The organism is Actinomycetospora sp. (assembly GCF_036497245.1).
GTDB lineage: Bacteria > Actinomycetota > Actinomycetes > Mycobacteriales > Pseudonocardiaceae > Actinomycetospora.
Window position 1 is genome coordinate 26,420 of the sequence record NZ_DASXJS010000015.1, and the last position, 14,621, is coordinate 41,040.

11 protein-coding genes are annotated in these 14,621 nt (G+C 75.7%); 4 read left to right on the top strand and 7 right to left on the bottom strand.

Annotated elements, in window-relative coordinates:
- Window positions 1-37: 37 nt before the first annotated feature.
- From VGI02_RS02420 to VGI02_RS02435, 4 genes are all read right to left on the bottom strand, one after another.
- A complete protein-coding gene (locus VGI02_RS02420; protein ID WP_331625647.1) occupies window positions 38-4,837 on the bottom strand; it encodes a cation-translocating P-type ATPase in 4,800 nt (1,599 codons plus the stop codon).
- Between the two features lie 186 nt (window positions 4,838-5,023).
- Entirely contained in the window at window positions 5,024-6,343 is a 1,320-nt protein-coding gene (locus VGI02_RS02425) for an FAD-dependent monooxygenase (protein WP_331625648.1), read from the bottom strand.
- A 151-nt stretch (window positions 6,344-6,494) separates the two neighbouring features.
- A complete protein-coding gene (locus VGI02_RS02430) occupies window positions 6,495-6,695 on the bottom strand; it encodes a hypothetical protein (RefSeq protein ID WP_331625649.1) in 201 nt (66 codons plus the stop codon).
- The gene (locus VGI02_RS02435) at window positions 6,692-7,189 is read right to left on the bottom strand and encodes a MerR family transcriptional regulator (protein ID WP_331625650.1); all 498 of its coding nucleotides are present in this window, start codon (window positions 7,187-7,189) and stop codon (window positions 6,692-6,694) included. Before VGI02_RS02435 ends, VGI02_RS02430 begins: the two co-directional genes overlap by 4 nt.
- A gap of 266 nt (window positions 7,190-7,455) precedes the next feature.
- On the opposite strand from VGI02_RS02435, the gene VGI02_RS02440 reads away from it, so the two are divergent.
- Window positions 7,456-8,949 carry a serine/threonine-protein kinase gene (locus VGI02_RS02440; RefSeq protein ID WP_331625651.1) on the top strand — a complete coding sequence of 498 codons (1,494 nt, stop codon included), beginning with the start codon at window positions 7,456-7,458 and terminating at the stop codon, window positions 8,947-8,949.
- Window positions 8,950-8,994: 45 nt separating this feature from the next.
- Here VGI02_RS02440 and VGI02_RS02445 read toward each other — a convergent pair whose 3' ends face one another.
- Entirely contained in the window at window positions 8,995-9,708 is a 714-nt protein-coding gene (locus tag VGI02_RS02445) for a thermonuclease family protein (RefSeq protein ID WP_331625652.1), read from the bottom strand.
- A gap of 174 nt (window positions 9,709-9,882) precedes the next feature.
- A complete protein-coding gene (locus VGI02_RS02450; protein ID WP_331625653.1) occupies window positions 9,883-11,517 on the bottom strand; it encodes a Na+/H+ antiporter in 1,635 nt (544 codons plus the stop codon).
- Window positions 11,518-11,669: 152 nt separating this feature from the next.
- Between VGI02_RS02450 and VGI02_RS02455 the strand changes: the two genes are divergently transcribed.
- Complete coding sequence (locus VGI02_RS02455) at window positions 11,670-12,209, top strand: type II toxin-antitoxin system PemK/MazF family toxin (protein WP_331625654.1); 540 nt, start codon at window positions 11,670-11,672, stop codon at window positions 12,207-12,209.
- Between the two features lie 138 nt (window positions 12,210-12,347).
- On the opposite strand, the gene VGI02_RS02460 is transcribed toward VGI02_RS02455, so the two are convergent.
- Window positions 12,348-13,361, bottom strand: a complete 1,014-nt coding sequence (locus VGI02_RS02460; RefSeq protein ID WP_331625655.1) for an undecaprenyl-diphosphate phosphatase — start codon at window positions 13,359-13,361, stop codon at window positions 12,348-12,350.
- Window positions 13,362-13,659: 298 nt separating this feature from the next.
- On the opposite strand from VGI02_RS02460, the gene VGI02_RS02465 reads away from it, so the two are divergent.
- Both VGI02_RS02465 and VGI02_RS02470 read left to right on the top strand, forming a co-directional pair.
- Window positions 13,660-14,313: a C40 family peptidase gene (locus tag VGI02_RS02465; RefSeq protein WP_331625656.1), complete on the top strand. Its 654-nt coding sequence runs from the start codon at window positions 13,660-13,662 to the stop codon at window positions 14,311-14,313.
- 61 nt (window positions 14,314-14,374) lie between these two features.
- Window positions 14,375-14,620 carry a hypothetical protein gene (locus VGI02_RS02470; protein WP_331625657.1) on the top strand — a complete coding sequence of 82 codons (246 nt, stop codon included), beginning with the start codon at window positions 14,375-14,377 and terminating at the stop codon, window positions 14,618-14,620.
- Window position 14,621 lies beyond the last annotated feature (1 nt).

Below are 14,621 nucleotides of genomic sequence, written 5' to 3' on the forward strand. Positions count from 1 at the left end.
CCGACCTGCACAAACACGCCCCTGTGGCCATCGCCACTCACCCGGTGAGTGCGGCGGTCACCTTCTCCTGGAGGTCGAGGTAGCGCTGGGCGGTCTCGTCCCGGACCTCGCCGAGCCGTTCGAGCAGCGCCGCCGCCGCCGAACCCTCGGGGGCGAGGACGTCGCCGTAGCGGCGCAGCAGTTCCGGCCCGATGACCGAGCCCGCCGTCGCCACGACCGCCGAGCCCGCCGCCTGGCCCCACGCGATCGGGCCGAGCGGCGTGCAGCCGAAGAACTGGCTCACGCCGGGGGTCTGCACCACCGCGAACAGCGCACCAGCGCTGACGGCGCTCGCCCCGATCACCATCGGGCTGCGGTGCCCGCCGGCGACGACCGTCTGCCCCAGCTGGGTCCCGACGAGCGCGGCGAGCGCCACCGTGCGGGCCCGGGCCGGGCTGCCGTACGGCGTGGCCTGCGCCTGCGCCCACGCGAGGGTCGCGCCCCCGGCCGTGGCGACCGCCCGCAGGCCGATCTCCCGGTTGAGCGCGTCGCCCAGCGAGGCCTCGGGTCCCTCGGCGAGCAGCGACCGGGCGTCCGAGGCCGCCGGGGCCCGGACCGCCAGCGCCAGCGACGGCGCGAGGTCGGTGAGCAGGTTGACCAGCAGCAGCTGGCGGGCCGTCAGCGGCGAGGTCCCCGTCGTCGAGGCCCCCAGCACGGTGAACCCGATCTCGCCGAGGTTCCCGCCGACGAGCACACCCAGCGCCTCGCGGACCGACGCCCACATCGCCCGGCCCTCGACGAGCGCGGCGAGGATCGTCTCCAGCCGGTCGTCGGTGACGACGAGGTCGGCGGCGGCGCGGGCGGCCGGGGTGCCGCGGCGACCCAGCGCGATGCCCACGTCGGCGAGCCGGATCGCGGGCGCGTCGTTGGCGCCGTCCCCGGTCATCGCGACGGTGCGACCGAGTCGCTGGAACGCCTGGACCGCGCGGACCTTGTGCGCCGGGGTGCCGCGGGCGACGACGCGGACGGTCGGCAGCACGGCGTCGAGGGCGTCGTCGTCGAGCTCGTCCATCTCCTGGCCGGTGAGGACGGTGCCGTCGTCGCCGAGGACGTCGAGCTCGTCCGCGACCGCCTCGGCGGTGCTCGGGTGGTCACCGGTGATCATGACGACCTGCACGCCCGCGTCGCGCAGGTCGCGCACCGTGGCCTGCGACCCGGCGCGCACCGGGTCGGTGAAGCCCACGAAGCCGACGAAGTGCAGGTCGGCGACGTCGTCGTCGGTCACCTCGAGCGGCTCGTCCTCGTCGCCGCCGTCCCGGTTCCCGTGGCTGGGCCAGGGCTCGGAGCGTTCCGCGACCGCGAGCACGCGCATGCCCTGACCGGCGAGCAGCTCGGTGTGCTCGACGAGGCGCTGCCGGGCCTCGTCGTCGAGCGGGGTGCCGGCCCAGTCGGTGCACCGGGCGATGACGACCTCCGGCGCACCCTTGATCGAGTGGACCCGCTCGCGGCCCTCCTCGGTCCGGGCCTCGCCCAGCGTCGCGTGGTAGCCGCGGCTGGGGTCGAAGTCGAGTGAGGCGAGCGGCCACCAGCCGGGGCGCTTGTGCTCGGGGTCGACGTCGAAGGACTGGGCCCCGAAGACGACGGCGCGGTCGGTCAGGTGCGCGAGGCGCTCCCCCGCCTTGGGCCGCGGGGTGGCGCGCAGCGCGGCGGCGAGGACGCGTCGCTGGCGCTTGCGGAGCCGGTCGGTCGGGCGCAGCTTGACGCCGTCGGAGATCGCCGAGAGGGCGAGCTTGCCCTCGGTGAGGGTGCCGGTCTTGTCGAAGCAGAGCACGTCGACGCGGCCGACGGCCTCGATGGTCTTCGGGTTGCGCACCAGGGCGCCCTCGACCGACAGGCGCCGCGCGGACGCGAGCTGGGCCGCCGAGACGATGAACGGCAGCCCCTCGGGCACCGAGGCGACCGCCAGGCTCACGCCGGCGTGCAGGTTCTGCTGCATCGGCAGCCCGCGGATCGCGCCCGCGCCGACGACGGCGCCCGCCGACGCCAGCGCCAGCGGCGTGGTCACCTGGGTGATGCCCGAGAGGCGCTGGTCGACCCCGGCGACCGGGGCGTTCGCCCGCGCGGCGGCGGTGGAGCGCCCGACCTCGGTGGACGAGCCGGTGGCCACGACGACGGCGCGGCCGCGGCCGGTCGCGACGGTGGTGCCCTCGTAGAGCATCGAGCGGCGGTCGGCCACCGACCGGGCGATCACCGGCGACGGGTTCTTCCCCACCGGCAGCGACTCGCCGGTCAGCGAGGACTCGTCGACCTCCAGGGCGTCGGCGCGCAGCACGCGGCAGTCGGCGGGCACCACGTCGTCCGGGCCGAGCTCGACGACGTCGCCGACGACGACGTCGTCCGCGGTCACCGTCGTCGGTACTCCGTCGCGCAGCACGCGGGCCCGGGTCGACGAGCGCTCCAGCAGTCCGGCCACGGCGCGGTCGGTCACCACGCGCTGCACCCCGCCGATCAGCGCGGACGCGGCGGTGACCCCGACGACGATGGCCGCGTCGACCACGGCGCCGATCGCCGCGGACAGCACGGCGCCGCCGGCGAGCACCGGGGTCAGCGGGTTGTTCAGCTCGTCGAGGAAGGCCCGGCCCAGCGAGGGGGCCTCCTCGTCGTCCCCGGCCGGGTCCTCGTGGCGACGCCGGAGGACCTCGGCGGCGGACAGGCCGCGCTCGGTGGTGTCGAGCCGGATCAGGACGGTCTCGGCGGGCATGACGTGCCACGGGGTGCGCGAGACCCCGGGCACGAGGGTCTTGCGACCCAGCTCCGAGGCCGACCAGGCGCCGGCACCGAGGGCCACGCCCGCGGCGCCGTTGACGGCGAGACCGGCCAGCGAGGGCCCGCGGGGCGCGGTGCCCGCGGTCGCCATCGCGGCGCCGAGGACCGTGCCCGCCCGGGCGAGCGCGACCGCCCGGCCGGAGGTGGCCTTCGCGACCTTCACGCCCTCGATGAGCAGCGCCGCCGTCGTGAGGTCGTCGCCGATGAGCACATGTGCACCCCAGGCGGCGGTGCCGTCGGCGCGGGCGACGCCGACGCCGAGGTCGGCGGCCGCGAGCGCGCGGCGGTCCCGCGAGACGACGAGCACGCCCGCGCCCTCGCTCTGCAGCATGCGCACGGCCGCCGCCAGCCCCTCGCCCCCGGGGACCTCCCGGTCCACGGTGCGGCGGGTGGCGGGCACCGACGTGTCCGCTCCGGGCAGCGAGACGGGCTCGCCGGCGTCGTCACCGCTGCCGGTGCCGTCCTCGTCGGGCGCGCCCTCGACGACCGTCTCCGGGCGGCGCGGGGCGGGCACGGCCGTCGTCTCGTCGGTCCCGACGACGAGGGTGAGCCCGGCGCGGCGCGCGGCGGCACCGAGCGCCTCGGCGGCCGCGGCGGGCTCGGGCAGCGCGCCGACCACGGCCACCAGGTCGTCGGAGAACGAGAGCGCGAGCACGACGGTCGCGCCCTCGGTGCGCAGGGCGTCGACGGCGGCGGCGACCCCGGGCTCGTCCTCGCGGCCCTCGGTCAGCGGGGCGAGCGCCCAGCCCGTGTGGTGCTCCGCCCGCTGCGAGGCGTCGGACGGGTCGAACAGCTCGTGGACCAGCGGCGTGAGCGACTCGACGCCGACCGGGGAACCGTCGGGGGCGGTGAGGCCGCGCCAGTCCCTCCCCGGGCCACCGTCGACCAGGACCAGGTCGCCCAGCATCAGCGCGCCGGTGGTCAGGGCGGACGCGTCGAGGACGACGGTGTCGATGCGGTCCATGCGGCGCAGGACGGTCGGCTCGACGATGACCGCGCCGCGCTTGGAGACCACGCGGCCGAAGGTGGTCGCGAAGCCCTCGCGGCCCATGCGCCCGGCCTTGGGCAGGGTCGAGAGTGCGACGCCGATCGCGCGGCGCGGCCCGCCCAGGGCCATCGTCGCGCCGAATCCGGCGACGGCCGCCGCCCCGACCTGGTCGCCGTGGCGCTCGATCGGACCGTCGGGGAAGGGCACCGGGCGCGCGTCGAGGGTGAGCGCGTCCTCGGCGTCCGCGGTCACCTGGTCGGGGCTGCCCATCAGCCGCGGCTCGGCGCGGGCGAACGCGTCGTCGGCGGCCCGGGCCTCCGCCACCTGCATCGCGCGGTAGGCGGCATCGACGAGGAGTCCCGTCGCGCCCTGCCCGAGGCCCTGGCCCGCGGCGTTGGTGAGCGCGAGCAGCACGTCGGCGCGCTGCCGCCCCATCGCGCGCTCGACCGCCGCGCGCAGCCGCGGCTGGTGGTCGATGAAGGACGCCGCGGAGGCGTACTCCACCGGCAGCGGCGTCCGGCGCAGCACGGAGCCGACGCCGGCGAAGCCGAGCCCCGCCAGGTCGGCCGCGAACGCGGTCAGGGACCGGGAGACCGCCGTGCTCGAGTGACCGCCCGCCGGGTGGCGGATCCCGGCCTCGTCGAGCTCCTCCTGCTCCTCGAGGAGCTCCACGAGGTCGATCAGGTCGTCGGTGATCTCGTCCGGGTCGGTGCGCCCGGTCGCCGGGTCCACGTCGAACCCGCCGTCGCCCTCGCCGTCGGCGAACGCGACCACGACGACGCCGAGGGTGGCGTTCACCGAGGCCCAGTCGACCGCCGGGTGGGCCGTGAGCGCCTTCTCGATCGCCCGGAGCAGCTCGGCTCCCGACTGCCGGGCCGTGGCGGGGACCCCGAGGTGCAGCCGCCCGTCACCACGCCACACACGACGCCCGCGGTACCGCGAGGGGTCGAGCGCATCCACGGCGGCCCGGGCGATGCCGAACGGATCGGCGATCCGGGACAGCAGCGAGCGCCGGGAGCGGGGGGACTCGGGATCGGGCCTCATGGGTGGCGGGACTCGTCCTTTCGGAGCAGCAGCGCGGTCGACCGGACGGCGGGGCGCCGCGACGTCGAGCCGACCCGTGCGCGGGCGACCACACGACGACGTCCGGTGGACGACGCTCGGTGTCTGCCCGCAGCGTTCAGATGGCCCAGCGTAGTCGGTGCCCTGTATCCCCGATCGAGTGCCAGTTTACGGAGCGATGCGTCGTCCCGGCCCGGACGATGCGGTGACCGTCCGGTGAACGTCCTCCCGAGGAACCCGTTCCGGCCGACCGGTACGCGTGGACCGACGGCCCGCGGTGCGCAGCAGGCCCGCTGCCCACGGCTGCGAGGCGACCCGCAGCGCGGCCTGGCGCAGGGCGGTGACCACGCGGTTCCCCGGCAGGAAGAAGTGCCGGGCCCGGCGGGCGGCGGTCCGTGCCACGTCGGTCGCGGGCCGCCGCTCGGCCTCCCACGCGGCGAGCGCGGAGGGCACGTCCGGGGCGGTGTCGCCGGTGACCCGGAGATGGCTCCCGAGGCTCTCGCCGCCGGCCAGGGCGAGCGCGGACCCGTGACCGGAGTACAGCGTCGGGCACCACGCCGAGTCGCCGAGCAGCACCACGCGACCGCGGCTCCAGCTCTCGAGATGGATCTGGCCCACCGTGTCGGCGTGCGTCGCGCCCGCGCGGGCGACGAGGTCGAGGACCTCGGGCATGAGCCCGTCGAAGCCGCCGTAGACCGCGCGCAGCGCCTCCACGGGCCGGGTGGTGGGCGCGGTGCCGTGCGCCTGCGGCAGGTCGGTGCGATAGGTGAAGAACACGACCGGGTCGTGGCCGGCCATCGCCATCAGGTGGGCGCTGCGGCCCGGCTCGACCATGACCACGTAGTCGCCCTCCACGAGCTCGCCGGGCAGCCGCGGGAGGACCGCGGACACCACGACGTGGTCGAAGTCGTGCCGGAACTCCCCCTCCGGCCCGAAGACGAGATCCCGCACCGTGGAGCGCACGCCGTCGGCCCCGACGACGAGGTCCCACCGCTCGGTGCTCTCGACGCCGTCGTGCTCCAGGGTCACCGCCCCGTGGGCGGGTGACACGGCGCGCGGCCTCGTCCCGAAGCGCACCTCGACCTCGCGGGGCAGGCCCTCCCACAGCGCGGCCTCGAGGTCGCCGCGGACCAGGGCCAGGCTGACCCCGTCCTCGACGAGCGCGGCCTCGACCCGCGACGTCGTCCGCCCGCGACCGTCGACCCCGGTGATCAGGCCGTCGACCGGGAGCCTGGTCCGCAGCGACTCCTCGACGCCGAGGCGCGTGGCCGCCTCGACGCCCTCGGCGGCCAGGCGGACGAAGTACCCGCCCGTGCGTCGGGCCGGGGCGCGCTCGCACACCAGGACCCGCCACCCGGCCCGGTGCAGCGACGTCGCCGCCGCCAGACCGGCGATCCCGGCACCGACGACGAGGGCCCGGGGCCCGACCGCGGGAGCGATGGACGTCCGCTTTCGACCGGTCCGTGCCGGTTCGTCCACCGTGGTCACGATGACGAGGGTAGGCGCGCCGCCGTCGGGCCGCCGTCGGGCCGCCGTCGGGCCGCCGTCGGCGGCTGGGAGCGTCACGGGTTCCGGCCCCGGACGTGCGACGACCCCCGGGCGCAGGGCGCACGGGGGCCGGAGCGGTCGAGCCTCGCCGTCAGATGGTGGCGGGCTCCCAGCGGGCGAAGGAGCGACAGTCGCACTGCGCGCAGTCCTGGGCCGAGGTGTAGTGCTCGTGCGACTCACGCGGGTGCTTGCAGGTGCACAGGTCGACGAGCGGGATCCGGGCGAGCGACGGCGGCATGGGCCGGCGCCCGACGGCCGGGCGGTGGGTGCGGGAAGGGTCGATGAGCTTCATGGGTGAGTGACGTCCGTGGGGGTCGCAGGGGTGGTCGACGACCATGCGGTGGCCGGGAGGCTCCCGGTCGCACGGTGGAGCCCGGACGCGCGGTGGGCACGGTCGGGCGAACCGGTCCGAGCGATCGACTCGGGCCGGGTCTTCACTGCCTCGGCCGCCTCGCGGCGCGCCCCGTCCAGTTCACGACGGGTGCGCTCGAGTTCGGCCCGGGCGAGGTCCCGCTCGCGCGCGACCTCGTCCACCCGGTCCTCGAGGGAGACGACCTTCCAGGCTGCGGTGAGGGTCAGCCCCTCGTCGAAGAGCGCACGCACTCTGGTGGCGAGGGCCAGCTGACGGCGCGTCCAGCGCCGATGTCCACCCGCCGATCTCAGCGGGCGCAGCATCCGGCCCGCGTCCAGACTGCGGAGGAAGGCCGGTTGAACCCCGATGACATCCGCTGCCTGACCAGTGGTCAGGGCGGGTATGTCCTCGTCATCGAGGCCCTCGGCGCCCACGGCTCCGTCGCGTCCTTGCGGTCGTTCCCGGGAGACCCGGGACTGCTTCAGGTGTTGCAGACCGCACGCGACCCATCGTCGGGCGGCCCGTCCGAAAGTTCTACTCGCGGCTGCAAGTTCTGTCAACGATTCAGAGGCTGGTTCACCTGAGCCGAGCAGGGCGGCGATCCGAATCACATCTTCGAGCGAACTCCGCGTGTGAATGCGCCGGACGGGGGAATCCCCTGCGACGATGCCCAGGCGCTAGGGCTGGAGGTTGACCCGGGATGACTACGGTAGGCATCCCGATGCTGCCGGAACGCCTCGCCGAGCGGTACGAGGTCGGTCCGGTCATCGGTCGCGGGGTCGGATCCTCGGTGTTCCGTGCGCACGACACCCTCCTGGGGCGCGACGCGGCGGTGAAGACGTTCCGCGTCGAGGCCGACCCGCGCGCCGGCCGCGAACTGCGCCTCCTCGCGAGGATGGACCACCCCGGGCTCGTGCCGGTCTACGACGTCGAGGAGCACGACGGCCGCGCGTTCGTCGTGATGGCGCTGCTGGACGGCGGTTCGCTCGCCTCGCGCCTGGCCGAGCACGGCGAGGCGCCCGAGGGGCTGGCGCTCGCCGATGCGCTCCGCACCGGAGGCACCGTCGCCGGGGCGCTCGACCACGTCCACCGCGCCGGCGTGCTCCACCGCGCGGTCGCCCCGGGCAACGTCCTCTACGACGACGACGGGCGCGCGCACCTCGCCGACTTCGGCGTCGCCTTCGTCGCGGATGCCCCACGGATCACCGACACCGGCCTCACCGTCGGCACCGCGCCCTACCTGGCCCCGGAGCAGGTCCGCGGTGAGCGCTCCGGCTCCCGGGCGGACGTCTACGCCCTCGGCCTGGTGCTCATCGAGGCGCTCACCGGGCGGCGCGCGTTCCCGGGCGATCCGCTGTCCTCGGCACAGGCGCGGCTCGACCGGGACCCGACGGTCCCCGACGGCCTGCCGACCGACCTCGCCCGCCTGCTCGCCGCGATGACCGCGGGCGACGCCGACCGCCGCCCCGACGCCGCGGGCGCGTCGGTGGCACTGCGCCGAGCGCTGGTCCAGGCGGAGCCGGCGACGATGCCGTCGGTGATCGTGGGGCCCTCGGTGTCCGCGGGCCCGTCGATGCTCGGGGGCCTGGCCCTCACCTCCGGTCCCGCCGTGACCCCCCGGGGCTCGGCGGCCCGGTGGGCCTCGACGCGCGCCCGCCTCTCCTCGCGAGGTGCCCGCGGCACCCCACGCGCGACCGGCACGCGGGGCATCCTCGTGATCGCCGGGTTGGCCGCGAGCGCGGTCCTCGCGGGCACCGTCGCGCTCGCCGGGACCGGTCCGGTCGCCGAGATCACCGCCGACTCCGCCCGCCCCGCGGCGATCGTGCCCGGTGGGGCCACCGTCGGCGTGCCGGACCCGAACGCCCTTGCCCTTCCCCCGGCGCCGGCCGCGCCGCCGTCGAACAGCCCGGAACCGTCGGAGGACGCCGACGCGGCGCCGGTCGCGACGCACGCGCCACGGACCGAGGAGGCCCCGGCCCGCAAGGCCGCCGCCCCGGCCCGCGGGACGACGACGCCGTCGCACACCACCAAGTCGACGTCCACGCACTCCCGGCCGACCAGCACGACCACCCCGGACGAGGACGACGGGTCGGACGACACACCGACGAAGCGCCCCCGGCCGGAGGGTCCAGTGGGTGGCGTCCTCAAGGGAGTCGGCGGGCTCGTCGACGGGGTCCTCGGCGGAGGCCGCTGACCCGGGCTGCGCCGCGCGACGTCGTCCAGGGACAGGCCGAGCCGCTCAGGTCCCGGCGGGCAGCGGACTGCCGGGTGTCGCGTTGCACGGAGCGCCCCACACTCCCCGGTCGGCGTCGGCGGCCTCGGACTGCTCCCGGGCGAAGACCGACGCGTACCAGAGCTTGCGGCTCGTGTCGGCCATGACGACGCCCGCCTGCAGCGCCGCGTCGGTGTAGTTGAGCTGGGTGGGGAGGACGACGTAGGCCAGCCGTCTGCCCTGCCCGTCGGCCTCGGGCACCGTCGGGTCCGGGACGAGCGTGACGGTCTGGCCGGAGAGGCGCTCGTCGGCGAAGGTCAGGGCCGCCTTGGCGCCGCACTCCGCGGTCGTTCGCTCGGGCCCCGTCAGGCGGGGGGCCGTGATCCCGAGGACGGAGACCGTCTGCTCCTGTCCGTCGACCCGCACCACGATCTCGTCCCCGGAGTCCACGCGCACGACCTCGCCGAACATCGTCGGGTGCGACACCGCCGGGGCGCCGGACACCGGGCTCGCGCTGGCCGCGGGGGCGGCGACCGTGATCTCGGTCGGGCCGGGCGCGGTCATCCGGCCGGCGACGACGCCGACCACCAGGACGACCAGGGCGCCCAGCACGGCCAGCAGCACCGGCAGGCGCGACCTCCCCCGTCCGGCGCGGACGGCATGGTGCGCGCCGGTGGCGGGGCCGGTGGGTCGGGCACCGGTGTCCGGGCCGGCCGCCCGTCCACCTCCGTGGTTGCCCATCACTCTCCTCGCATCACCCGTCCGGGGACGGTGTAGTCCCCCTTCTCCGCGCGCGCCAGTCCTACGGTTCGCCAGCGCTCGGGTGATCTTCCGACCGTGAACGGGTGAACCGACTCGCACGCCGTGTCACGCCACGGACACCGACCGTCCGGGAAACGTGCACCGTCACCGCGGTCAGACCCCGCGGGCGAGGCTGCGGACGTCGAGGCGACGGAGGACCCGGTCGGCCACCTCGGGGTCGATGCCCGGTTCGGAGCGGGCGGCCACGACCTCGCGCCGCGCGGCGGCGAGTGCCACGGCCTGGAGGCGCGTCCACTGCTCGCGGCGGTGCTTCAGGCGGGCGAGCCGCTCGCGGTAGTCGTCGTCGCGGTCGCCGTCGGGATCGTCCGGTCGCGGCACGTCGTCGCCGGACAGGGCCGCGCCGACCCGGGCGAACCGGGTGCGCAGCTCGTCGAGCACCTGCTCGCCCTGCTCGTCGTCGACGCCGAGGGCCTCGCGGTCCACCGTGGCCAGCTCGTCGAGGGCGGCGCGCCGGGCCCGCGCCGCCATCTGACGTTCGGCCTCCCCCGCCACGTCGGCGTCCTCGCGGAGCCCGAGGGCCCGGACCAGCACCGGCAGCGTCAGACCAGGACCGACCAGCGTCACGACGAGCACGGAGCAGGCGATGATCACCAGCTCGGCCCGGTCGGGGAACGGTGCCCCGGTGTCCAGGGTCGTCGGCAGGGCGAGGGCGAGCGCGAGGGTGGCCAGCCCCCGCATCCCGGCCCAGGCGAGCACCAGTGCCTCACCCGGCGTCGAGGGCACGGCCCGCTCGGCGGGGGTCGGCGGGCCGCTGCGGATGCTGACCAGGGCGAGCATCATCCACACCAGCCGCACCCCGATCACGACGCCGCAGACGATCCCGGCGTGGGCGAGGATCGTGCCGAGCGAACGGTCGGCCTGGGCGAGCACGGCGCGCAGCTCCAGCCCGATCAGCGCGAAGGCCACCCCGGTCACCAGCATCTCCACGACGTTCCAGAACGCGGAGCCGGTGAGCCGCGCCTCGGACGCGTCGGCGTCGGAGTGCTGGCGCAGCTGCAGGGCCGCGACGACGACCGCGATCACGCCGGAGGCGCCCAGGGCGTCCGCGGCGAGGTAGACCGCGAACGGCAGCACGAGCGTCAGGCCGTTGCTGGCGACGACGTCGGTGAGCCGGTCGAGCGCCCGGCGCGCGAGCCATGACGCGACCAGGCCGATCGCCACGGCCATCGCGGCGCCGTAGACGAAGCGGAGCGCGAGCTCGACTCCCCCGAGGTCGCCGCCCGCACTCGCCGCCAGGACGGCGGTCTGGAAGATCACCAGCGCCGTGGCGTCGTTGAACAGGCCCTCGCTCTGCAGCGTCGCCACGAGCCGGCGCGGCACCCGGAGCGGCCCGGCCACCGCCTCCACCGCGACGGGGTCGGGGGGCGCGACGGCCGCGCTGAGCGCGAGCGCCGCGGCGACACCGACCCCGGTGAGCGCGACCAGGGTCCCGGCCACGGCCGCGACGGTGGCGACCACCAGCCCGATCGCGAGGAACGCGATGGTGCGCCAGCGCAGCCGGAAGAGCGCCCAGGACGTGCGCTGCGCGGTCGCGTAGAGCAGCGGCGGCAGGAACAGCGGGAGGATCAGCTCCGGCTCGATGTCCGGCGCCTCGATGCCGGGCACGAACGCCGCGGCCGCGCCGAGGAGGAGCAGCAGGACCGGCCAGGGCAGCCGCAGCCGGTCACCCGCCCCGGCGAGCAGGACCGCGACCAGCATGGCGCCGACGACCACCAGGAGCACGGCCACCGGGCGACCCTGCCAGACGCGGTCCGCCCGCGCCGGGCCCGTGGCGGTGTCCGGGCCGGTGCGGACCTCTTCACGTCGGCACCCGCCCCACGACGGCGTCGCCCGCCCGGGGCCGCGGCGGACGGCGCCCCCCGGCACGGCATGCTGGGCCCGTGGCGAATTTCGCGGACCTGGTGAATCGAGCGGTGCGGGTCGGGCTGGACCTGCTGAGCTCGTCGAGCGACAAGGACGGCGGGCGCAGGAAGTCCGCGGGCCCGACTCCCCCGCGGCCCGGCCAGGAGCAGCGCGGCGGTGTGCGGACGGTGCCGTCGTCCGAGCGTGCCCGCGAGGTCGCCTACGCCCCCGACATGGACGGCGCCGCCGACCCGGGCGAGATCGTGTGGACCTGGGTGCCCTTCGAGGAGGACGCCTCGCAGGGCAAGGACCGGCCGGTGCTCGTCGTCGCGCGCGCCGGCGAGGCAGGCGAACTGCTCGGGCTGATGCTCTCGTCGCAGGGCCACCGGGCCGACGACCGGAACTGGGTGCCGATCGGCTCCGGCCCCTGGGACCGCGAGGGCCGCGACTCCTACGTCCGACTGGACCGCGTGCTGGAGGTGCCCGAGCACGGTATCCGCCGCGAGGGCGCGATCATGCCGCGCGACCGGTTCGACCTCGTCGCGAACGAGCTCCGCGGGTCGTACGGCTGGCACTAGGTGCCTCCGGCCGCGTCAGAAAAGTCTCGTTGCAGACACTGGACGTCCGGAAAGCGTCGTTGATCAAGAGGGACGGGCCGCGCTCCGTGAAAGGACGTTTTCGGACGCTCAACGTCTGCAACGAGACTTTTCTGGCACTCAGGAGAGCGAGAACCAGGCCAGGCAAGCCGCCCCGGCGGCGATGCAGTAGACGCCGAACGGGCGCATCGAGCGGTGCTCGAAGTAGCGGGTGAGGTAGCGCACCGACACGTAGGCGCCGACGCCGGAGAGCACGCTGCCGAGGAGCACCTGGCCGCGGATCCCGTCGCCGGCCGGGCCGACCAGGTCGCCGAGCTTGAGCACCCCGGCCGCGAGGATGACCGGCGTCGCGAGGAGGAACGCGAACCGGGCGGCGTCCTCGTGGGAGAGCTTGGCGAGCAGCCCGGAACCGATCGTGGCGCCGGAGCGGCTGATCCCGGGCAGCAGCGCGAGGATCTGCGTGGCGCCGATGAGCACGGCGGTGAGCAGCGGGAGCTTCGCGACCCGGGCGTCCGACTCCTCCTCGGCGGTCGGCGCCGTCGCCACCCCGACGCCGCCGGACCCGCCCCGGATCACCTGGGTCGGCGCGTCGGGCCGGGCGTCGAGGCGCACCGTGGGCGCCTCGAGTGCGGCAGCCGCGCCCCCTGGCCCGGTGTGCGCCCCGCCCGCCGCCCGCCGACGGGTCAGCTCCTCCACCGCGATGAGCAGCACCCCGTTGACGACGAGGAACACCGCGGTCGGCACCGGCTTGGCCAGCAGGGTGCGGAAGAGGTGGTCCAGGACCAGCCCGGCGAGCCCGACCGGGATCGTCGCGACCACCAGGAGCCACGCGAGGCGCTGGTCCGCGGTCTCGACCCGCCGCTCGCGGACGCTGGTGACCAGCCCGCGCAGGATCCGGATCCAGTCCCGCCAGAAGTAGATGATCATCGCGATGGCGGTGGCGACGTGCAGACCGACGATGAACGCGAGGTACGGCGAGTCCGGCGCGGACACGTCGAGGTCCCGTGCCCAGGACCCGCCGATCACCGCGGGCAACAGGATGGAATGTCCCAGACTGGACACCGGGAACAATTCGGCGACGCCCTGAAGCGCGCCGATCACGGCCGCCTCGAGCCAACTCAGATGTGCCGACACCGCTGGGTCCTCTCCGTCCGCGAATCGTCCCCCACGAATCGCGCCCCACGCTAACCAGCCATTCGCGGCCTCCTCGGCACCCGGGTGGGCCGGGACGTCTGCACTGGTCGCCGGCGTCACGGCGGGTCGAGCGGGAGGCAAAGAAGGGGTCAAACGTGGAGATCCGCCGAGGAAAACGGGGCGGGTCGCCGGAGGGCCCCGCGCAAATGGTTGCTAATGTGCGCCAGTCGGATCACGACCCGGTCACGCTCCCCAGCTCCCTCGACCGGGCCGCCGGAGAAGAAGGTGACCCCGCACCATGACCGCTGCTGCGCTGCGCCCTGCCGGTCCCTCGGTCCCCCGAGGCGTCAACGTGCTGGCCGCGAACCCCGTGACGACCGTGCTGAGCCTGGCCGCCGGTGCGGTCGGAGCCGCCCTCGTCGGGGGCCAGGCCGCCCAGGGCTCGCTGCCCGACCTCCCGTCGGCCTCGACGGTGACCGCCGACCTGCACCTCACCGCGGGCGCGAGCCCGGCGAGCGGCTCGTCGGCGCGCACGGCCATGGCGCCGCTGTCCGCCGAGCCCACGTCCGCCGCCGCCACCGTGCCGGAGCTGACCAAGGCCGCGGGCATGCAGCACCAGGCGCAGAAGATCGACTCGGCAGTCGACCGCTTCGAGTCCAAGATCGGGTCGACGCAGTACGAGAACTACTGCGAGCGCGCCGTCGAGAACGCCTACGGAACCCAGCACCACTACGCCAGCGCGATCGAGGACTGGCACTCCCAGCAGCAGCACTCGGACTGGCAGCACGCTCCCAAGGGCGCCATGGTCTTCTACGACACCTCGTCCGACGGCCACGTCGCGCTCTCGCTCGGCGACGGCCGCGTGGTGTCCTCGAGCGCCCACCACCAGGTCGGGATCGTGCCGGTCGGCTACTTCCAGCACCCCCTCGGCTGGGCGTACGCCCCGTACTGATCCACGGACACCGTCGGACCCACCCGTTATCGTGATCGTCACCACGACGGAGGGGGCGACGGTGACGACCAGTGCTCCCGCGCGCCCGGCCGGCGCGGACCCGGAGTCCGGGTCGCCGCCCTGGCGCGCCCGGGTCGCCGAGGTCCGTGACCTCGGGCGGGCCACCCGGCTCCGCGACGCCGATCTGCTCCGGTTCGTGAACGGTGTGCCCGACCGGCTCGAGGCCGACGGGACGTGGGCGTCGATCGCCGCCGGCACGTTCGGCGGCACACCGGCCGCCCCGCCGGCGGGTCAGTACGCGGGATGAG